Raw genomic sequence first — 18,508 nt, 5'->3', positions numbered from 1 at the left:
AAATTCATGAAGCTTGACGCACGGAAGCAACCTTTTTTCAGTGATATAAAACCTGCCTGCTCGTTGCGAGGGCATTGGATCAGTTTTTGTTTGGTTGATGAGTTCGGAGCAGGCTCTTCATATGGGGGGCTGCCGTACACCCTCTACGACAGTGTTGGGCAACACTATAAAGGACGCTTGAATGGGGACGGCTTTGCCAAACTAACGGATAGTTACTGTGGCCCGGTGGTTCTGGTTTTTGACGATCTTTATTCAGGGACGGCGCAACCCTATGAGTACTTAATGACGCGCTCCACTTATAAGCTTCCTATTACAGAACTTCAGTATCGCGCAGAAAGAACTCGATTTGCTGCGGCGGATGGTCGGCGCGTTGAAAGTAATCCCGCTCGACAGCAGGCCAATCGGTTCTATCAGGTCGAAGTACGCGATCTGGTCAGGCATGTCGCACACTTGCCTCCCATCGCGCCCCGGACTCACCAGCCCCCACGGCATGCCCTGAAAATGCTGGCCGACCTGGGCTTCGGCCCACCCCAGTCAACGTTATCGGGCATCGTCTTATTCCCCAACAACCACACCGCTCTGGAAGTACGGCCGCTGCGTTCGTTACGTCCGCTACTTTCCACTGAAGACAAATTCTGCGCCTTGAACTTGTATCATTTGGCATTATTCGCAGCATTGAGTTACTGCAATTTCGGCCAGGAGCCACCAGAGAAGCCTTTGGATAAAGTTCATTTTCCACTGGGCCCGAGCGTTGGAAATCTCTTTGCCGAACAGCTTTCGGGGTACGACGAGGCCTGGCGGATTGATCCTGAACAAACTCAGCGTTTTTATCCGCTCTACGAAGACGTTCCTTACTCCAGGCGTTTTGAAATTTTGCCCTTCGATCCCGAGTTGTATCCACAAAATCGTCCAGAGCTTGAGGAACAACAGGAATACCCTTCGCGCCTGCACTTCTTTGATGACGAAAAAGACGGTACCGACACCCAGGCGTTCATTACTCACCACGATGAGGTCATCCTGATAGCCGTGCGTGGTACTGCCAGCCCAAGCGACGGATTGCGCGATGCCAACGCTCATCAGACACCTTTTACCGAAGGCGTCGGTAAGGCTCACGAGGGGTTCTATCAGGCTTATCGGGCGATGCGTGATTTTGTGCTGCGATACCTCAACCAATTTTACACAGCCCAACGAATAGTCATCTGTGGCCACAGCCTCGGCGGTGCCATTGCGTTGCTGTTGGCAGAAGGTCTGCGCAGAATACCGGAGGCCAACTACAACATCCTCCTCTACACCTACGGCGCCCCGCGTGCCGCCGACTCCGAATTCACTGTCGGCGCATCCGCTCTGGTCCACCACCGTATCGTCAACCACAACGACCCCGTTCCCAGCGTCCCGGCGCCCTGGATGAACACCACCGCCAAGCTCTGGATCCCTGGCGCCGTCACGTTATTCAGCGCTCCCGCCGCCGGAGGCCTGTTGTTCGCCGCCGGCCTGGTGCGTTTCGGCGGCAACCCCTACCAACACCATGGTGAACAACAGCATTTCATGCCGATCATGCTGCCGGATGGCACGCATTCATCGGTGTTGTGGAGGCCCGGATGTGAGTCCATTGAAGAGGCCGGTCGTAATCGGGCGTTGCATGCGCGCGGCGATATGCCTGAGCGCGACGGGTTGATCAGGCAGTTGGTGCAATACAAGCAGCACTTCATGACCGCCAGCTACATCCCGGCTGCCTGGGCCACATTGCGGCGCTGGCAACAGACCCTGGACAGCAACGTCCCGCTGGTGACCGAAAGAGAGTTTGAGTTGCTCGACCATGCCCTCGCGACCATGCGCAAGCAACTGCAAGACAAGCGGCGAGAATTGACTCGGCATCGACCGGCCAATGACCGGGCTTATGAACATCATGAGCCGTTGAATGCCGAAATCGAACGCCTGCACCTCAGTCGCCAGCGCCTGCAAAGCCTGCGGTGGCGTCGTCTTGGGGCGCGCGATGTCTACGGCAGCCATGCTCACGCCGCGCACTTGCAACCGAGCCTCATGCGTTGGTTCAGCCATCGTGAAAACCGAGCACTGTCCCCAATCGCCAGCATTCCGCCCGTGACGGATAGCGATCGGGGCAGGGCACAAACGTTGGATATCGACTCCATCGTCTGATCACGGTGGTTACATAAACTCAACCTGGGCCGGCTGGCGTTTCATCAGTACTTTGCCGTTGCGAATCGAGTATAGCGGCAGGCCCTGGCTGCGAATCACCTCGTAGTCGCTGTGCGCCGAGAGGATCAGCAAATTGGCTGGCCGTCCGGGTTCCAGGCCATAACGATCACCCAGGGCCATCGCCTTGGCGCTGTTATCGGTCACCAGGTCGAGGGCGCTTTGCAGGTTGCGGTAGCCGAGCATATGGCAAATGTGTAAACCGGCTTCGAGCACCCGCAGGATGTTGCCGTTGCCCAGGGGGTACCAGGGATCGACGATGGAGTCCTGGCCGAAGCAAACATTCATGCCGGCTTCGAGCAGCTCGTTGACGCGGGTCACGCCACGGCGTTTCGGGAAGCTGTCGAAACGGCCTTGCAGGTGGATGCTTTCGGTCGGGCACGACACGAAGCTGATGCCGGAATGTCCCAGCAGGCGGAACAGTTTGGCGCAATAAGCATTGTCGTAAGAACCCATGGCCGTGGTGTGGCTGGCGGTGACAAGGGCGCCCATGTCGCGGCTTCGGGCCTCTTCGGCCAGCACCTCGAGGAAGCGCGAGTGCGGGTCGTCGGTTTCGTCGCAATGCACGTCCACCAAGCAACCGGTGCGTTCGGCCAGGTCCATCAGGAACTTCACCGAACTCACGCCTTGGTCGCGAGTGTATTCAAAGTGAGGGATGCCACCAATCACGTCGGCGCCCAGGCGAATGGCTTCTTCCATCAGTTCGCGGCCATGGTGGAACGACTCGATGCCTTCCTGGGGAAACGCGACGATTTGCAGGTCGATCAGGTGCGTGCTTTCTTCACGCACTTGCAGCATGGCTTTGAGCGCCGTAAGGTCCGGGTCGGTGACGTCGACATGCGTGCGTACATGTTGGATGCCGTGGGCGGCAAGCGCCTGGATGGTCTGCTTGGCGCGGGTCTTGGTGTCTTGCTGGGTGATGGTGGCTTTGCGTTCGCCCCAGCACTCGATCCCTTCGAACAGTGTGCCGCTCATGTTCCAGCGCGGTTCGCCGGCGGTGAGCGTGGCATCGAGGTGGATATGCGGTTCGACGAATGGCGGGATCACCAGATTGCCGGCCGCGTCCACATCATCGGCGGTTAAAATCGGCGCCCTGGTTTGTGGCGTGATGCTGGCGATCCGGCCGTTTTCCAGGTGCAGATCATGCAGGCCTTCATGGTTGCGCAGGCGGGCGTTGATGATGTGCATGGGCAAGTTCCTCTTGGCTAAAAACAATCAGGCAGACAGCCGCCAGATCATCAGGGCGATGCCGATGTCCAGGCGGTCATAGGCGTTATCCAGCGTCAGCCCGCACAGGGCTTCGATGCGCTGGACGCGGTGCGTCACAGTGTTGCGGTGCAGGGCCAGGCGCTGGGCGGCGGCCATCAGGTTACCATTCTCGTGAAACCAGGCTTCCAGAGTCGGCATCAGGCTGGGGCCATGGTGCAAGTCGTGGCGCAATAACGGGCCCAAGCGTTCATTGAGAAAGTGGTCGAGCAGGGCGCGATCACGCACGCCGCTGAGTAACTTGAGCACGCCCAGTTCGTCGTACACGCACAGCCCGGCGCGTTCGCTGAAACGCCGCGCGGCGGCCAACGCCTGGCGCGCTTCATCCTGGGCCTGGGCCAGGCGCGCAGGTGGGTGCGCGGCGGCGCTGAGGCCGGTAAACAATTTAAGCGGCGCCAGGCGCAGGTTCAGCGGCTTCAACCAGGTGGCCAATTGTTGGCGGTTAGCCAGGGCCGCAACCGCGTCGGGGGCCGGCAGCAGCAGTGTCCAATTCCCGGCCCGGCCCAATAACGGCAACCCCGCCGACCACTGACGTAGGCGGCGACTGATGCCGTCGTGTTGCTGAGCCAGGTGCGCTTCGACCTGTTGTGTATCGTTCTGGGCAAACAGCGACTCGCTGCCCTCCAATTGCAATTGCACCACCTGCCAATGCCCGTTGAGGGACATACCCAGTTGCGCGGCCCTGTGCAGCAGCACTTCCAGGGATTGAAAGTCACCGGTCAGCAAGCGTTCCAACACATCATGGCGCGAACGCCCCAACTGCTCGAACTGGATCAGCGCCGAGCCGATGGCTTGGGTTACCAGCACCATTTTCAACGAGTAGGGTTGCTCGATCAGCGGCATGCCCGCTGCGTGCGCGGCATCCAGCAGCCGCTGGGGTATCGCCTGGATATACGCCGGCCCGGTGAGAATCACCAGCCCGGCCACCTTGCGCTGACAGGCTTCTTGCAGCAATTGCAGCAAGTTCGCTTCATCCCGTGGGTGATTGATGCCGGTGACAAACACCAGCTCGCTGCCCAGCACCCACTCGGCGATCCCGCTGTTTTCCGCCACGTAGGGCCAGCGCACAGGGTTGTCCAGGCCTGCCTCGCCGGCGCGCAGGCGCATGGATTCAAGGCCAGGCAGGGCCAGCACATCGGCGACGGTCAGGCTCATGCTTGAGCGTCAGCCAATGGCGCACGCACACGTAGTACGGCCGTCAGCACGATGTAGGTAAGCGACGCGGCTGCGATCCCTACCAGCGGCGCGACCCAGGGCGAGTTGAATGCCAGCACGGTGCCGACGGCATAGGCCGCCAGCCCCGGCCAGTTGAACGCCGGCAGGCGAGCCTCGGCCAGGCGCGGGTATTGGCCACGATAGCGGTAGAAAAAGTCGGCCATGATCACCCCGCCAATCGGTGGTATCACCGTGCCCAGCAGGATCAGGTACGGCACCAGCATGTCGTACATGCCAAGCAGCGCCAGCAGGGTGCCGATCACCGCGCCGGCCAGGGTCACGGTCTTGCGGCGTTGGGTGCGCAACAGGTTGCAGCCGGCCACGGCGAAGTTGTAGATGGTGTTGTCCTGGGTACTCCAGATATTGAGCAGCAACATGGCCATCGCCGCCAGCGCAAAGCCTTGCAGCAGCAACACCTCGACCACATCCGGTTGTTGATAGACGATGGCGCCGTAGGCCCCGATCAGCACCATCAGGCCGTTGCCGATAAAGAAACCGATCAGGCTGGCCAGCACCGCGACCCTGGCCGAGCGCGAAAACCGCGTCCAGTTGGTGGCCTGGGTCGCGCCGCTGACGAAGGTGCCGAACACCAGGGTGATCGCCGTAGACAAATCCAATTCAGCGGTTGGCGTCACCGCCAGCAGGCCGTCCCAACCGCCGACTTTGGCCGTGGCGACCCACATCGACAGAAACAGCAGCAGCCCCATGGCTGGCACCGCGATGTAGGAAAGAATCTCCAGCCCGCGATAGCCCACGTAAGCCGTGGCGCAAAATACCAGGCCAAACACCAGCATCAACACCAGCACGTTGCCCTGGCTCAGTTCGAAGTACTTACCCAGCACCACGGCAGCCGTGGCGGTGCCCCAGGCGTACCAGCCGATCTGGGTGAAGCCGAGGATCAAGTCACTGAGCTTGCTGCCGACTTCGCCAAAGCACAAGCGCCCCATCAATACGGAGTTCAAGCCGCTCTTGAACGCGATATAACCCAGGCCCGCCGCGTAAATACCCAACAGCAGGTTGCCCAAGGCCACCACGCCGAGCATGTCGATAAAGCTGAACGCCACCCCCAGCTTGCCGCCGGCAAACATGGTCGCGGTAAAAAACGTAAAGCCCAGCAGCACCATGGCGGTGGATGCCAGGCCTTTGCGCGCATGCATGGGGACTTCGCTTAAAGGGTAATCGTTGCCCGGTTCTTGCTGCGTCATGTGCCGTGCTCCCTGAATGAGTGACGCAGGCCTATTGCACCGCCCGTGCCAAATCAGCAGCAGTGACGGGCGCACGGTGTGAGTTGTGCAGCGTGCACAGTATTTATAGCCAAACAGGCAAGAAATGCCGGAGGGAGTGTTCGCGCTGCCCAGTCGGGCACGAAAGCGGTGCAGGGGTGATACAAAATGGATCAGTCAAACGGTGGCTGCGTGGTAAATCATCTAGGCCGAAAAAAACCACCGCAAGGGTGGTTTTTTACACACATCGCAGGCTTATTCGCCGCGATAAATACAGCCACTGGTGCAGGTCTCGTGGATGCGAATTGCGCTGAGTTCCGGCAACAGGGGTTTGAGTTCGTTCCAGATCCACTTGGCCAGCACTTCGCTGGTCGGGTTTTCCAGGCCGGGGATGTCATTGAGGTAGTTGTGGTCGAGGCGTTCATAGAGCGGCTTGAAAATCGCCTTGATCTCCGAGAAGTCGCGAATCCAGCCGGTATAGGGATCCAGGTCGCCGCTCAGGTGGATAGCCACCTTGAACGAATGCCCATGCAGGCGCCCGCATTTATGGCCGTCCGGCACGTGCGGCAGGCGGTGGGCGGATTCGAATGTAAATTCCTTGAAGATTTCCACAGTATTTTCAGCTCGGTCAGGTATCTGGCAGCCGGCGAGTTTAACAGCTTGATCCCTCGCCGCGCATACCGCTCGGTCAAAGCGCCTGCAAGCGCTCGCCCAGCCCGCCGTTATCGGCCAACTGTAGGAACTCATCCCCCAGCCGCCGGCTCTCGCTCATCGCGGTTTGCCAGTATGTGTTGCGGCTCGCGTCATCGCCCACGAAGCGCTTGAAGTCGCTGCGGTCCGGCAGTTTGCCGTGGGGCAGGCGGGCCAAGTAGTCCCTGGACGGCGCCAGCAGCAACACATCCTGCAAGCCCTGTTGATTGCTGCGTCGCCACGGCAGGCCCTTGTCGAACCAGCCGGGGACGACCCGGTCGGTGAAGTGCGGGTACAGCACAATATCGTCGCCGTGGTAGGGCAGGTCGAGGTGGTAGTCCAGCAGGCCGCCGTCGCGGTAAGTGCCGCTGCCGGCGCCAGGCAGGTCGCGTACGCCTTGCATCACCATGGGGATCGAGCCGGAGGCCAGCAATGCCTGGCGCAGGTTGCCTGCATCCAATTCGACAAAGCGCGACGGAAAATCCTGCAGCGGATGCACCGGTGGCGGCTGGCGCGGGTCATGGATGATCAGCCGTTCGAAATGCCGCGACAGCCGCGCGCGGCCACGCAGGTTATCGGCGATCACCGAGGACAGGCCCAGGCCCAGGCGCCCGCGATGGTCATCGGCGAGCAGGCCGTGGCTTTTGACTACCATGATGTTCAGGCGATAGTCGGGGTTGTCCAGCACCCGCGCATCGCGGCCGGCCAGCAGGTCGTCGAGCATGCGCCGGCAGCTCTGGCTGACGTCGGCCATGGTCACGCCTTTGGCAAAGCGCTGCTCGTTGTACAGCCGGCCGAGGTCCAACAGGCCTTGTACCGGGTCGGGCAGGCAGGCACTGGCAAAGCGCCAGGAGCCGATGGACGCACCGATCAGCGCCCGTTCCCGTGGCGCGCGCGGCAGCCAGTCGCCGAACAGCGCCAGGTCCAGACCCTGGATACCCAGCGCCTTGGGGCCACCGGCCGCACCGGGCAGAATGCCGACGTCGGCAGGCGCAAGGCCCTGTTCGCGGATGCGCGCGAGGGCGCGTTTGCCGGCCTTGAGGGTCAGGGCGGGAAACTTGATGTGGATGGCTGTCATACCGGTCTCGATTGAAGCGAGGGGGCAGTATAGAAAATCTCGCGGGTTGTGGGAAAAGGCCTACGCGCAATTGCCATGGTGGCAATTCAGTTTCAGTTAAGTTGCAGCCGTTACCGTGGCGTGTGTAGGAATAACATCGCGTAACGGAGATTTATCATGAAACGCCTCACCGCTCTGGTCGCCGCCGTTATCATCGCCTGTGCGGCGCCCCAGGCCGGAGCCGTGGACCCGGACAAACCACTGGTCGTACCCGGCACTGTTACAATTGTCGCCTTTGACCAACTGGAAGCCACGGCCCTGGCCCTGCACCCCGGTTCTACGCTGCTGGACACCGACCTGGATGAGGCCTACGGCAAGTACGTTTATGAGGTCGAGCTGCAAGATCGCAACGGTATCGAATGGGACGTTGAATTGGACGCGCTCACCGGGCAGGTTCTCAAGAATCATCAGGATACGTAATGAAGGTAAATTTACGCACCGGCAGTCGGGTGGCACTGGTGCTTGTGGTGTTCTGCTCAAGTTTGCAGGCCCGCGACCTCAACCAGGACGAAGCCCTCGCGTTGCGCCAGCAGGGCGTGATCCTGCCGCTGGAGCAGCTGTTGCAGCAGGCCATGGCGCGCTATCCGGGCTCCCGTATGCTAGAGGCCGAGCTTGAGAAAAAACACGGCCAATATGCTTATGAAGTGGAGCTGGTGACCACCGAGGGTGTGGTGCGCGAGATCAAACTTGACGCTACCACCGGTGCGCTGATTAAAGATGAGGAAGACTGATGCGCCTGCTGCTGGTAGAAGACAATGTACCCCTGGCCGATGAACTGCTGGCCGGCTTGCAGCGCCAGGGCTATGCCGTGGACTGGCTGGCTGACGGGCGCGACGCCGCTTACCAGGGCCGCAGCGAACCCTATGATCTGATCATCCTCGACCTTGGCCTGCCCGGTTTGCCTGGCCTCGAAGTGCTGGCGCAATGGCGCGCCGCCGCGCTCGCCACTCCGGTGCTCGTGCTCACCGCCCGCGACTCCTGGGCCGAGCGTATCGAAGGGCTCAAGGCCGGTGCCGACGATTACCTGAGCAAACCCTTTCACCCTGAAGAGCTGCACCTGCGCATCCAGGCGCTGTTGCGCCGGTCCCACGGCCAGGCCAACCAACCCACCCTGCAAGCCGCCGGCCTGCACTTGGATGAAGGCCGCCAATGCGTGTTGCGCGGCGGCGAAGAGATCCAGCTCACCGCCGCGGAATTTCGCCTGCTGCGCTATTTCATGCTGCACCCCGAGCAGATCCTGTCGAAAAGCCACCTGGCCGAGCATTTGTATGATGGCGAGACCGAACGCGATTCCAATGTGCTGGAAGTCCACGTCAACCACCTGCGCCGCAAGTTGGGCCGCAGCGTGATCGAAACCCGGCGTGGCCAGGGTTACCGGTTTGGCGCCAACCCCGCATGAGGTCGATTCAGCGACGCCTGAGCCTGGGCCTGATCAGCGTGATGGTGGTCGTCGGTGTGGTGCTGGCGCAAACCAGCCTGTGGTTGTTCGAGGCCGGTTTGCAGCGTTACCTGGAAGCCGGGCTGCGTAACGACGCGGAAAACCTGTTGGTGGCGCTGGTGCGTGGGCCCAACGGCGTGCAGCTGGATGAGCAGCGTCTGTCGCCGGCCTATCAACGGCCGTTTTCCGGGCATTACTTTCGTATCGACTTTGCCGATGTGCACTGGCGTTCTCGTTCGCTGTGGGACCAGGAATTGCCCCAACTGCCCGAAGCCGGGCTCAAGGGCAACCTGCAACTGGGCCCCGAAGGCCAACAACTGCTGGTGCTGCGTTCGGACTACAAGCGCTTTGGCCACTCGATTTCCATCAGCGTGGCTCAGGACTACACACCGGTGCGGGAAAGTTTCCAGCTGATGCGTCAGATCGGCCTGGTGCTGGGCCTGGCGGCGCTGCTGTTGGTGTTGATCCTGCAACGGCTCACGGTGCGTCGCGCCCTGCGCCCGCTGGAAAACGCACGCAACCAGATCGCTCAGTTGCAACAGGGCCAACGCTCGCAACTCGACACCCAGGTGCCACAGGAGCTGGAGCCGCTGGTCGCGCAGATCAACCACCTGCTGGCCCACACCGAAGACAGCCTCAAGCGCTCCCGCAATGCCCTGGGTAACCTGGGGCATGCGCTGAAAACCCCGTTGGCCGTGTTATTGAGCGCAGCGTCAAGCGAGGCGCTCAAGGACCGCCCCGAACTGAGCCAACTGCTGCGCGACCAACTGGAACAAGTGCAGCAACGCCTCAACCGTGAACTCAACCGCGCACGGCTGGCCGGCGAAACCCTGCCGGGGGCGTTGTTCGACTGCGAAAAAGAACTGCCTGGCTTGCTCGCCACCCTGAACATGATCCACGGCGAACACCTGGACCTCAGCTACCACGCCGCCCCTGGCCTGTATCTGCCTTGGGACCGCGAAGACCTGCTGGAGCTGCTCGGCAACCTGCTGGACAACGCCTGTAAGTGGGCGGACGCCGAAATTCGCCTGAGCGTCAGCGATACCGCGCACGTTTACCTGCTGACGGTGGAAGACGACGGCCCCGGCATCCCCGAAGCCCAACGGGACCAGGTGTTCAGTCGTGGCGCGCGGCTGGACGAGCAGACTGAGGGCCACGGGCTTGGGTTGGGCATCGTGCGGGATATCGTCGAGGTGTGGGGTGGCGTGTTGCAATTGCAGGACAGTGAATTGGGTGGGCTCAAGGTGCTGATCGAACTGCCCAAGCGCCACGCCTGACATGCCCCCATCAAGCTGTGGGAAAAGTCTTCGTTCCCACGATGTGTAAAGGCATTCAATCCAAAATTGCTCCCTCAAGCCCTGCGGCGGATTTGCCAGACGGTTCAACGCCTGGCTCAGCCGTGGCGATCGACAGTTTTGTTTATTCAAGCGATCAATCCAAACCCGAAAGCGGCGCCGCTTTTTGACATGCGCGCCCGCCTGCTGCAAAGTGCGCGCCCTCTAATAAGACCTCCTTAAAGTCTGCGAGCGGGTTGCCAGTCAATGGCCATCTGGGCGCGGGCATGCCTGTCTTTTATGTTTCTGCTTGAGGTAACCATGATTAACGCAGTCATCGCCGCGGTCGGCACCATGCTGGTGCTCAGCCTGTCCCGCGTGCATGTAGTCATTGCCATTATTGTCGGCGCCCTGGTGGGTGGTCTGGCCGGTGGCCTGGGCATCGAGGCCACGCTCAAGGCCTTCAATGGCGGCTTGGGTGGGGGCGCGACCGTGGCGTTGTCCTACGCACTGCTCGGCGCTTTCGCGGTGGCTATTGCCAAGTCCGGCCTGGCTCATGCGCTGGCGGACAAGGCCCTGTTGCTGGTCGACCGCCAGGACGCCACGGGTGGCAGCCACGTCAAATGGCTGTTGATCGGCCTGTTGTGGGTGGTTGCGATTGCCTCGCAGAACATTCTGCCGATCCACATCGCGTTTATTCCGCTGTTGGTGCCGCCGCTGCTGTACGTGCTGACCAAACTGCAACTGGACCGCCGCCTGATCGCCTGCGTAATGACCTTCGGCCTGATCACCCCCTATATGTTCCTGCCGGTGGGCTTCGGCAATATCTTCCTCAACCAGATCCTGCTGGCCAACGTCGCCGGCAGCGGCGTGGACATCAGCCAGGTCAACGTGACCCACGCCATGAGCCTGCCGGCCTTGGGCATGGTGGCCGGCCTGCTGGTGGCGGTGTTTATCAGCTACCGCAAAAAACGCGTGTACGACCTGGAGAAAATCGAGCGGGTCGAGCAAGTGGCGGTGCAGTACAACCCGCTGACCCTCCTGGTGGCCGGTCTGGCGATTGCTTCGGCATTCATCATTCAACTGTGGCTGGACTCGATGATCATCGGCGCCCTTGCCGGGTTCCTGATCTTCTCGGTGTCGGGCATCGTGCGCTGGCGCGATACCGACGACCTGTTCACCGAAGGCATGAAGATGATGGCCATGATCGGCTTCATCATGATCGCCGCCTCAGGGTTTGCCGAAGTGCTCAAGGCCACCGGTGACGTGCGTTCGCTGGTGCAAGCCTCGGCGGCGTTTATCGGCCATAGCCGTGGTGTCGGCGCCTTGCTGATGCTGTTGGTGGGCCTGTTGGTGACCATGGGGATCGGCTCGTCGTTTTCCACGGTGCCGATCCTCGCCGCGATTTTTGTGCCGCTGTGCGTGCAACTGGGCTTCAGCCCGATGGCCATCGTGTGCATCGTCGGTACGGCCGGTGCGCTGGGCGATGCGGGCTCGCCGGCGTCGGACTCCACCCTCGGCCCTACCTCCGGGCTGAATATTGACGGCCAGCACCACCATATCTGGGACACCGTGGTGCCGACCTTCCTGCACTACAACCTGCCGTTGCTGGCATTTGGCTGGTTGGCCGCCATGACCCTGTAACCTCATTGCTCGCCCATGACCACAAATGCGTGTTGTCCTACAGAATCAGGGTAATTGGCCGATAACCTCTCAAGCCGCTTAATAAGAGAGAAAAGTCATGCGTCTGAGTCTGAAGGCCAAAGTCCTGTCCCTCGCCGTCGTCCCGGTGTTGCTGTTTGCCCTGGTGATCAGCCTGACCACCGTGTGGATTCTCCAGGGCCAGGCACGCAACGAGGTGGCTGAAACCCGCGAGCGCCTGCTCAACAACGCCAAGGCCACCCTGCAAAGTTATGTGGAAGTGGCCATGAGCACTGTCAAACCGCTCTACGACGCCGCCGCTCCCGGTGATACGGCGGCGCGGGCAGAGGTGGTGAAGTTGCTCTCCAACACCAGCTACGGCAAGGACGGTTACTTCTTCGGCTACGACTCCGAGACCATTCGCCTGTTCAAGGGCAACAGCCCGGACGGCGTGGGCAAGAGCTTCAAGGACAATCGCGACCCCAACGGTGTGTACGTCAACCGCGACCTGGTCAAGGTCGGCAAGGACGGCACTCACTACCTGCAATACAGCTCGACCCAGCCTGGCCAGACCGAACTGGTGCCCAAGATGGGCTACACCGAATACCTGCCTAAATGGGACATGGTCATCGGTACCTCGGTGAACCTCGATGGCATCGAAGCCCAGGTGGCGGTGGTCGAAGCCAAGGTGGAAAAACGCATGGAGGGTGTGTTGCTGAGCATCCTCGGCGTGGCCGTGGTGGTGTTGCTGGTGATTGCCGCCGTGGGCATGGTGCTGGCCAATACCATCCTGCGTCCGTTGCACTTGATGAAAGCCAACCTGGATGACATCGCCGCCGGTGAGGGCGATTTGACCCGCCGCCTGGCGATCACCAGCCAGGATGAGTTGGGCGACCTCGCGGGGGCGTTCAACCGGTTTGTCGACAAGATCCACGGCCTGGTACGCCAGATCACTGACATGACCGCGCAACTGACCGGGCTGGTCAGCCAGGTGTCCGACCAGGCCCAGCGTTCCGAACAGGCCATGGAGCGCCAGCGCCACGAAACCGACCAAGTGGCCACCGCCATTAACCAGATGTCGTCTGCGGCCCAGGAAGTTGCGCGCAGTGCGCAAGGCGCCTCCGTGGCGGCACAACAGACCGACGCCGAAGGCCAGGCCGCCAAGCGCGTGGTGGACGGCAGCATTGCGCAGATCCATGCGCTGGTGAATGACATCCGCAGCAGCGGCGTGTCCCTCGACAGCTTGCAGCAGGATGTGTCATCGATTGTCAGTGTGCTCAGCGTGATCCGTTCGATTGCCGAACAGACCAACCTGTTGGCCCTCAACGCGGCGATCGAGGCCGCGCGGGCAGGGGAGGCCGGCCGTGGTTTTGCGGTGGTCGCCGACGAAGTGCGCGCCCTGGCCAGCCGCACGCAGACCAGCACCCAGGAAATCCAGGGCATGATCGACCGCCTGCAAACCGGCACGGTGGCCGCCGTGGACGCGATGCGCCGCTCCAGTGATGCCGGCGACGGCACCTCCGCCCAGGCCAACCAAGCTGGGGCGTCGCTGGACACCATGGCCCAGTTGATCGGCACCATCAACTCGATGAACGCGCAAATTGCCAGCGCCGCCGAAGAGCAGACCGCCGTCGCCGAAGAGATCAACCGCAGCGTGCATCAGATTGCCGTGGCGGTGGACAACGTGGCCGATGAGACGCAGTTGAGCGCGCAGACCTCGCGCAGCCTGGCCGACCTTGGCCAGCGGCTCGGACAACTGGTGGGGCAATTCAAGATCTGACCCTGTGGCGAGGAAGCTTGCTCGCCCCAACAGTGTTTACACGTCACGCATCAGCAGGCCAAAACGCAGGTCCATCTGCGCCGGAACGTGCACGTACACCGTGTGCCCGTCCCCCGGCGCCACGTCAATGGCTTGGCCCTTGCTGTTGTGCAAGGTGTCCAGGTCAAAGTGGAGGTTGCCGGCGGGCGTCATCAATTCCAAGTGATCCCCCACGGCAAAACGGTTCTTCACCTTGACCTCGGCCAATTCGCCCCGGCGCTCGCCGGTTAACTCGCCGACAAACTGCTGGCGCTCGGACACCGAGCTGCCGTTCTGGTAGTTCTGGTACTCGTCGTGCACATGGCGGCGCAGGAAGCCTTCGGTGTAGCCGCGTTGGGCCAGGGATTCGAGGTCTGTCATCAAGTTGCGGTCGAACGCGCGACCGGCCACGGCGTCATCGATGGCCCGGCGATACACCTGGGTGGTGCGCGCGCAATAGAAGTGCGACTTGGTGCGACCTTCGATCTTCAGCGAATGCACGCCCATGTGGGTCAAACGCTCAACATGCTGCACCGCGCGCAAATCCTTGGCGTTCATGATGTAGGTGCCGTGCTCGTCTTCGAAGGCGGGCATGTGCTCGTCGGGGCGGTTGGCTTCCTGCAGCACAAACACCTGGTCGGTCGGCGTGCCAATCCCCAGGGTCGGCTGATACGCCTGGACGATCTCCCCCGTGGTGTTTTCCACCGCCGGCGTGGCCTGGTATTTCCAGCGGCAGGCGTTGGTGCAACTGCCTTGGTTGGCGTCGCGCTTGTTCATATACCCCGACAGCAGGCAGCGGCCGGAATAGGCCATGCACAAGGCGCCATGCACAAACACCTCCAGCTCCATGGCCGGCACCTGCTGGCGGATTTCGCCGATCTCTTCCAGGGACAGCTCCCGCGACAGGATCACCCGGCAAATCCCTTGCTGCTGCCAGAACTCGACGCTGGCCCAGTTCACGGTATTGGCCTGTACCGACAAGTGAATCGGCATCTGTGGGAAGTGTCGGCGCACCAGCATGATCAGCCCCGGGTCGGACATGATCAGCGCATCCGGGCCCATGGCGATCACCGGGGCCAGGTCTTTGAGAAAGGTCTTGAGCTTGGCATTGTGCGGCGCGATGTTCACCACCACGTAAAAGCGCTTGCCTTGCGCATGGGCTTCGTCGATGCCGAGGGCCAGGTTGGCGTGGTCGAACTCGTTATTGCGCACGCGCAAGCTGTAGCGCGGCTGGCCGGCGTATACCGCATCGGCACCGTAGGCGAAGGCGTAGCGCATGTTTTTCAGGGTGCCGGCGGGGGCCAACAGTTCAGGGCTAAGGAGCAGAGGCATGGCAAATCGGACCGCAAAAGGGCGCGAGGGTACCGGGCGGCGCCGAAGGGGTTATTGATCTGGGTCTACGCTTACCGCAACAAAGATGGCACTCACAGGATTTGCAACGGACTAAGCAGCAGGGCGCACGCGCGCCGAGCTTTCTGACATGGACCGGACATGAATCAAACCACTCTGCAATTCAAGACCCTGCTGTTGTTGCTGGTCCTGGTGACTATCGCGTTTATCTGGATATTGCTGCCGTTTTACGGCGCGGTGTTCTGGGCGGTGATCCTGGGCATCATCTTTGCGCCGATGCAGCGCCGCCTGCAGCAACGCCTCGGCTGGAACCGCAACCTGTTGTCCCTGACCACCTTGATGGTGTGCCTGGTGATTGCGATTCTGCCGGTGATCATCACCAGCGCCTTGCTGGTGCAAGAGGGCGCGGCGCTCTACAAGAACATCGAGAGCGGCAAGCTCGACGTGGCCGGTTATATCGAGCAGTTCAAGCACTTTCTGCCGCCGTACTTCCAGCATCTGCTGGACCGCTTTGGCATGGGCAACCTGGAAGGGCTGCGTGAGAAGATCGTCAAGAGCGCGATGCAGGGCAGCCAGTTCTTTGCCACCCAGGCGTTCAGCTTCGGCCAGGGGACGTTTGATTTCCTGGTGAGCTTTTTCATCATGCTGTATTTGCTGTTCTTCCTGCTGCGCGACGGCCCGGAACTGGTGCGCAAAGTGCGCACGGCGGTACCGCTGGCCGAACCACAGAAGCGTCGTCTACAGCTCAAGTTCAACCGGGTAGTGCGCGCCACGGTCAAGGGCAACGTGCTGGTAGCCGTGACCCAGGGCGCGCTGGGCGGTTTGATCTTCTGGTTCCTGGACATTCCCAGCGCGTTGCTCTGGGCGGTGTTGATGGCGTTTCTGTCGCTGCTGCCGGCGGTGGGGGCTGGGCTGGTGTGGGGGCCGGTGGCCGCGTACTTCCTGCTCAGCGGTTCGATCTGGCAGGGCGTGGTGCTGGGCCTGTTTGGCGTGTTTGTGATCGGGCTGGTGGATAGCGTGCTGCGTCCGATCCTGGTGGGCAAAGACACCAAGATGCCGGACTACTTGATCCTTATCTCGACCCTGGGCGGTTTATCGGTGTTCGGCCTCAACGGGTTCGTGATCGGGCCGCTGGTGGCGGCGCTGTTCATGTCCAGTTGGGCGCTGTTTGTCGAAAGCAAGCCGCGGGTCAAGCTGCCACTGCCTTGAGTCTCAGGCGTCAAGCCTGAAGCTCGACGCTTGCTGCAGCTGTTTTTCGGCGGCGGACAGCGACGTGAGGGGGCCACTGATGGCCTCGCCGTCGCTTACCAGGTACCAGCAGGCAAGCACTCCCAACGCGCGAAGCGGGGCGGGGACGGCGCTGCCGATGACAGACATGATTTGAACAGTGGGCATAGATACCTCCAATCGCTATGGAGGTCACCTTACGAGGCCAGGCGGCCAAGGAAAAATCACCTGGCTCGATAGTCGACATCAACGCAACGTGTCAGTCGACCACCTGATCGAGCATGCTCACCACTTCCTGCTCGTTGAGCAGGCCCTTGCGCACCAGGTTTTCTGCCAGCAACGCCAGGAATTTCGCGCTGCGGTGGCCTTCCAAGTGCTTGAGTTCGGTGAGTGCGCTGTAAACCTTGCTGGACGTGCAGAGGCCAGCGGTGCGGTGCGGGTTTTGTGTGGGCATGGTCAGTCGTCCTTGTTGTTATTGAGTGGACAGGATCGATAGTGGGAGTGCGGCGTGACACAAACATGACAGCGCTGGCCCCTGTCGAGCAAGTAGACTTTGGGCCTTATCCTGTGGGATTGGCGTCGGCACCATTGTCCTTATAGCGACCTTGACGCGATAAATCCGGACTTTGCGCGCAAAAAAAGGCCTCGCACGGGGGCGAGGCCTGTTTCGCACGTGACACCAGGGGTTTACCAGCCGCGACGGTAGTAGCCGTGAGGAGGGCCATAGTAGTAGCCATGTGGCGGGCCGTAATAAACCGGCGCCGGGCGGTAATAGACCTGCTGTTGTACATACACCGGTGGTGGCGGGGCGTAGTACACCGGCGGTGGCGCGGCGTACACCGGCTGCGGTTGTACATACACGGGCTGTTGCACGTACACCTCACGAGGTTGGCTGGCAACCACGGAGCCCACCACGGCGGCGCCGACCAACGCACCCAAGGCGGCCGGACCCGCCCATCCACCGCCGTGGGCGGAGGCTTGGCCTGCCATGGCGAGTGCACCGATAAGCAAGGCGATCTTGGGGATTTTACGATTCATGGTCATTCCTCGATTAGCCCCTGCGCTTGTGGTCTGCAGTCAATAGACTCAAGTAACGTCGCGGGGATACTTTTAAGACAACGTATTTCTGAAAAACAGCACAGCCGCTAAGTAAAGGTTGTGTAAGGTCTGTACCGATTTGCTTACTCAAAGGAGTTTTCCATGCAGATGCACCCCAACAAGGACACCCAACTGTGCATGTCGCTGTCCGCCCGCCCTGGCAATTTCGGCCTGCGATTTCATAACCACCTGTATGAACAGCTGGGTCTGAATTTTTACTATAAGGCCTTCAGCAGCCAGGATTTGCCCGGCGCGATCGGCGGTATCCGGGCTTTGGGGGTTCGGGGTTGCGGGGTGTCCATGCCGTTCAAAGAGGCTGCCATTGCCTTAGTGGACGAACTCGACGCTTCGGTTCAAGCGATTGACTCACTGAACACCATCGTCAACACCAACGGCCACCTCAAGGCCTATAACACGGACTACATTGCGGTCGAGCAACTGCTCAAGACGCATGCGGTGCCCAAGGACTCGACCTTCGCCCTGCGCGGCAGCGGCGGCATGGCCAAGGCCGTGGCCAGTGCCTTGCGTGACGGCGGTTATGCCAACGGTGTGATCGTGGCGCGCAACGAGGCGGCGGGGCGCCGATTGGCGCAGAACCTGGGGTATGAATGGCAGGCCGACCTTGGCGGGTTGCGCCCACGGATGTTGGTCAACGTGACACCGATTGGCATGACCGGTGGGCCTGAGGCCGATGCGTTGGCGTTCGAGGCCGATGCTATCGATAAAGCCGAAACAGTGTTCGATGTGGTGGCAATCCCCGCCGAAACACCGTTGATTGTGCGGGGGCGGGCCAAGGGCAAGCGGGTGATTACCGGGCTGGAAGTGATTGCGATCCAGGCGCTGGAGCAGTTTGTGCTTTACACCGGTGTGCGACCAACCCAGGCACAGTTCGAAAAAGCCGTGGCATTTGCCCGAAGCTGAAGGGCACTGGTGATCAAATGTGGGAGGGGGCTTGCT

General features: G+C 61.2%; 18 protein-coding genes and 1 pseudogene. 10 read left to right on the top strand and 9 right to left on the bottom strand.

The features are described 5' to 3' along the window. The first annotated feature begins 6 nt into the window (after window positions 1–6). Window positions 7–2,157 (top strand): lipase family protein, encoded by a 2,151-nt coding sequence (locus AB4N98_RS03370; RefSeq protein ID WP_217856068.1) that lies wholly within the window; start codon window positions 7–9, stop codon window positions 2,155–2,157. Window positions 2,158–2,166: 9 nt separating this feature from the next. Here AB4N98_RS03370 and codA read toward each other — a convergent pair whose 3' ends face one another. The 5 genes from codA to AB4N98_RS03345 all read right to left on the bottom strand — a co-directional run bounded on the left by codA (window position 2,167) and on the right by AB4N98_RS03345 (window position 7,686). Beyond that, window positions 2,167–3,402 carry a cytosine deaminase gene (gene codA / locus AB4N98_RS03365; protein ID WP_017526744.1) on the bottom strand — a complete coding sequence of 412 codons (1,236 nt, stop codon included), beginning with the start codon at window positions 3,400–3,402 and terminating at the stop codon, window positions 2,167–2,169. Between the two features lie 27 nt (window positions 3,403–3,429). Beyond that, the gene (locus AB4N98_RS03360) at window positions 3,430–4,635 is read right to left on the bottom strand and encodes a PucR family transcriptional regulator (protein WP_017526745.1); all 1,206 of its coding nucleotides are present in this window, start codon (window positions 4,633–4,635) and stop codon (window positions 3,430–3,432) included. Beyond that, window positions 4,632–5,900, bottom strand: a complete 1,269-nt coding sequence (codB, locus tag AB4N98_RS03355) for a cytosine permease (protein WP_017526746.1) — start codon at window positions 5,898–5,900, stop codon at window positions 4,632–4,634. Before codB ends, AB4N98_RS03360 begins: the two co-directional genes overlap by 4 nt. Before the next feature lie 273 nt (window positions 5,901–6,173). Continuing rightward, on the bottom strand, window positions 6,174–6,530 hold the full coding sequence (queD, locus tag AB4N98_RS03350; protein WP_017526747.1) for a 6-carboxytetrahydropterin synthase QueD: 357 nt from the start codon (window positions 6,528–6,530) through the stop codon (window positions 6,174–6,176). A gap of 76 nt (window positions 6,531–6,606) precedes the next feature. Beyond that, complete coding sequence (locus AB4N98_RS03345) at window positions 6,607–7,686, bottom strand: patatin-like phospholipase domain-containing protein (protein ID WP_065876535.1); 1,080 nt, start codon at window positions 7,684–7,686, stop codon at window positions 6,607–6,609. Between the two features lie 156 nt (window positions 7,687–7,842). Between AB4N98_RS03345 and AB4N98_RS03340 the strand changes: the two genes are divergently transcribed. The 7 genes and pseudogenes from AB4N98_RS03340 (at window position 7,843) to AB4N98_RS03310 (ending at window position 13,858) form a co-directional block, all read left to right on the top strand. Then, window positions 7,843–8,145 carry a PepSY domain-containing protein gene (locus AB4N98_RS03340; protein ID WP_017526749.1) on the top strand — a complete coding sequence of 101 codons (303 nt, stop codon included), beginning with the start codon at window positions 7,843–7,845 and terminating at the stop codon, window positions 8,143–8,145. Beyond that, a complete protein-coding gene (locus AB4N98_RS03335; RefSeq protein WP_017526750.1) occupies window positions 8,145–8,456 on the top strand; it encodes a PepSY domain-containing protein in 312 nt (103 codons plus the stop codon). The genes AB4N98_RS03340 and AB4N98_RS03335 overlap by 1 nt, the downstream gene beginning before the upstream one ends. After that, complete coding sequence (locus AB4N98_RS03330; RefSeq protein WP_017526751.1) at window positions 8,456–9,124, top strand: response regulator transcription factor; 669 nt, start codon at window positions 8,456–8,458, stop codon at window positions 9,122–9,124. The genes AB4N98_RS03335 and AB4N98_RS03330 overlap by 1 nt, the downstream gene beginning before the upstream one ends. After that, complete coding sequence (locus AB4N98_RS03325) at window positions 9,121–10,440, top strand: sensor histidine kinase (RefSeq protein WP_460149255.1); 1,320 nt, start codon at window positions 9,121–9,123, stop codon at window positions 10,438–10,440. The genes AB4N98_RS03330 and AB4N98_RS03325 overlap by 4 nt, the downstream gene beginning before the upstream one ends. Before the next feature lie 321 nt (window positions 10,441–10,761). Further along, window positions 10,762–12,081 carry a Na+/H+ antiporter family protein gene (locus AB4N98_RS03320; protein ID WP_161979905.1) on the top strand — a complete coding sequence of 440 codons (1,320 nt, stop codon included), beginning with the start codon at window positions 10,762–10,764 and terminating at the stop codon, window positions 12,079–12,081. A gap of 97 nt (window positions 12,082–12,178) precedes the next feature. Beyond that, window positions 12,179–12,952 (top strand): annotated as a pseudogene (locus AB4N98_RS03315) (cache domain-containing protein); the annotation flags it as partial. A gap of 84 nt (window positions 12,953–13,036) precedes the next feature. Further along, the gene (locus AB4N98_RS03310) at window positions 13,037–13,858 is read left to right on the top strand and encodes a methyl-accepting chemotaxis protein (protein ID WP_370737699.1); all 822 of its coding nucleotides are present in this window, start codon (window positions 13,037–13,039) and stop codon (window positions 13,856–13,858) included. Between the two features lie 36 nt (window positions 13,859–13,894). Here the strand turns inward: AB4N98_RS03310 and trhP are convergent, their stop codons facing one another. Next, window positions 13,895–15,208: a prephenate-dependent tRNA uridine(34) hydroxylase TrhP gene (gene trhP / locus AB4N98_RS03305; RefSeq protein ID WP_017526755.1), complete on the bottom strand. Its 1,314-nt coding sequence runs from the start codon at window positions 15,206–15,208 to the stop codon at window positions 13,895–13,897. A gap of 159 nt (window positions 15,209–15,367) precedes the next feature. Here trhP and AB4N98_RS03300 point away from each other — a divergent pair, with 159 nt between their 5' ends. Next, window positions 15,368–16,435: an AI-2E family transporter gene (locus AB4N98_RS03300; RefSeq protein ID WP_460149253.1), complete on the top strand. Its 1,068-nt coding sequence runs from the start codon at window positions 15,368–15,370 to the stop codon at window positions 16,433–16,435. Between the two features lie 3 nt (window positions 16,436–16,438). Here AB4N98_RS03300 and AB4N98_RS03295 read toward each other — a convergent pair whose 3' ends face one another. The 3 genes from AB4N98_RS03295 to AB4N98_RS03285 all read right to left on the bottom strand — a co-directional run bounded on the left by AB4N98_RS03295 (window position 16,439) and on the right by AB4N98_RS03285 (window position 17,497). Beyond that, on the bottom strand, window positions 16,439–16,621 hold the full coding sequence (locus AB4N98_RS03295; RefSeq protein WP_017526757.1) for a hypothetical protein: 183 nt from the start codon (window positions 16,619–16,621) through the stop codon (window positions 16,439–16,441). 91 nt (window positions 16,622–16,712) lie between these two features. Then, a complete protein-coding gene (locus tag AB4N98_RS03290) occupies window positions 16,713–16,907 on the bottom strand; it encodes a hypothetical protein (protein WP_003173044.1) in 195 nt (64 codons plus the stop codon). A 233-nt stretch (window positions 16,908–17,140) separates the two neighbouring features. Then, the gene (locus AB4N98_RS03285) at window positions 17,141–17,497 is read right to left on the bottom strand and encodes a hypothetical protein (protein WP_017526758.1); all 357 of its coding nucleotides are present in this window, start codon (window positions 17,495–17,497) and stop codon (window positions 17,141–17,143) included. A 156-nt stretch (window positions 17,498–17,653) separates the two neighbouring features. Here AB4N98_RS03285 and AB4N98_RS03280 point away from each other — a divergent pair, with 156 nt between their 5' ends. Then, entirely contained in the window at window positions 17,654–18,472 is an 819-nt protein-coding gene (locus AB4N98_RS03280; protein WP_065876540.1) for a shikimate 5-dehydrogenase, read from the top strand. The last annotated feature ends 36 nt before the right edge of the window (window positions 18,473–18,508 follow it).

The sequence above is a fragment of the Pseudomonas sp. S3_E10 genome (genome assembly GCF_054667615.1).
Note: the sequence above shows the minus strand (reverse complement) of the source record. Positions and strands in the feature narration are given on the sequence as shown.

Excerpts from the sequence above, each read along its gene's own strand:
- codA (WP_017526744.1), bottom strand. The coding sequence starts at position 3,402 with ATGCACATCATCAACGCCCGCCTGCGCAACCATGAAGGCCTGCATGAT.
- AB4N98_RS03360 (WP_017526745.1), bottom strand. The coding sequence starts at position 4,635 with ATGAGCCTGACCGTCGCCGATGTGCTGGCCCTGCCTGGCCTTGAATCC.
- codB (WP_017526746.1), bottom strand. The coding sequence starts at position 5,900 with ATGACGCAGCAAGAACCGGGCAACGATTACCCTTTAAGCGAAGTCCCC.
- trhP (WP_017526755.1), bottom strand. The coding sequence starts at position 15,208 with ATGCCTCTGCTCCTTAGCCCTGAACTGTTGGCCCCCGCCGGCACCCTG.
- AB4N98_RS03325 (WP_460149255.1), top strand. The coding sequence starts at position 9,121 with ATGAGGTCGATTCAGCGACGCCTGAGCCTGGGCCTGATCAGCGTGATG.
- AB4N98_RS03335 (WP_017526750.1), top strand. The coding sequence starts at position 8,145 with ATGAAGGTAAATTTACGCACCGGCAGTCGGGTGGCACTGGTGCTTGTG.
- AB4N98_RS03330 (WP_017526751.1), top strand. The coding sequence starts at position 8,456 with ATGCGCCTGCTGCTGGTAGAAGACAATGTACCCCTGGCCGATGAACTG.
- AB4N98_RS03300 (WP_460149253.1), top strand. The coding sequence starts at position 15,368 with ATGAATCAAACCACTCTGCAATTCAAGACCCTGCTGTTGTTGCTGGTC.
- AB4N98_RS03280 (WP_065876540.1), top strand. The coding sequence starts at position 17,654 with ATGCAGATGCACCCCAACAAGGACACCCAACTGTGCATGTCGCTGTCC.
- AB4N98_RS03310 (WP_370737699.1), top strand. The coding sequence starts at position 13,037 with ATGACCGCGCAACTGACCGGGCTGGTCAGCCAGGTGTCCGACCAGGCC.
- AB4N98_RS03370 (WP_217856068.1), top strand. The coding sequence starts at position 7 with ATGAAGCTTGACGCACGGAAGCAACCTTTTTTCAGTGATATAAAACCT.
- AB4N98_RS03290 (WP_003173044.1), bottom strand. The coding sequence starts at position 16,907 with ATGCCCACACAAAACCCGCACCGCACCGCTGGCCTCTGCACGTCCAGC.
- AB4N98_RS03340 (WP_017526749.1), top strand. The coding sequence starts at position 7,843 with ATGAAACGCCTCACCGCTCTGGTCGCCGCCGTTATCATCGCCTGTGCG.
- AB4N98_RS03295 (WP_017526757.1), bottom strand. The coding sequence starts at position 16,621 with ATGCCCACTGTTCAAATCATGTCTGTCATCGGCAGCGCCGTCCCCGCC.
- AB4N98_RS03285 (WP_017526758.1), bottom strand. The coding sequence starts at position 17,497 with ATGACCATGAATCGTAAAATCCCCAAGATCGCCTTGCTTATCGGTGCA.
- AB4N98_RS03345 (WP_065876535.1), bottom strand. The coding sequence starts at position 7,686 with ATGACAGCCATCCACATCAAGTTTCCCGCCCTGACCCTCAAGGCCGGC.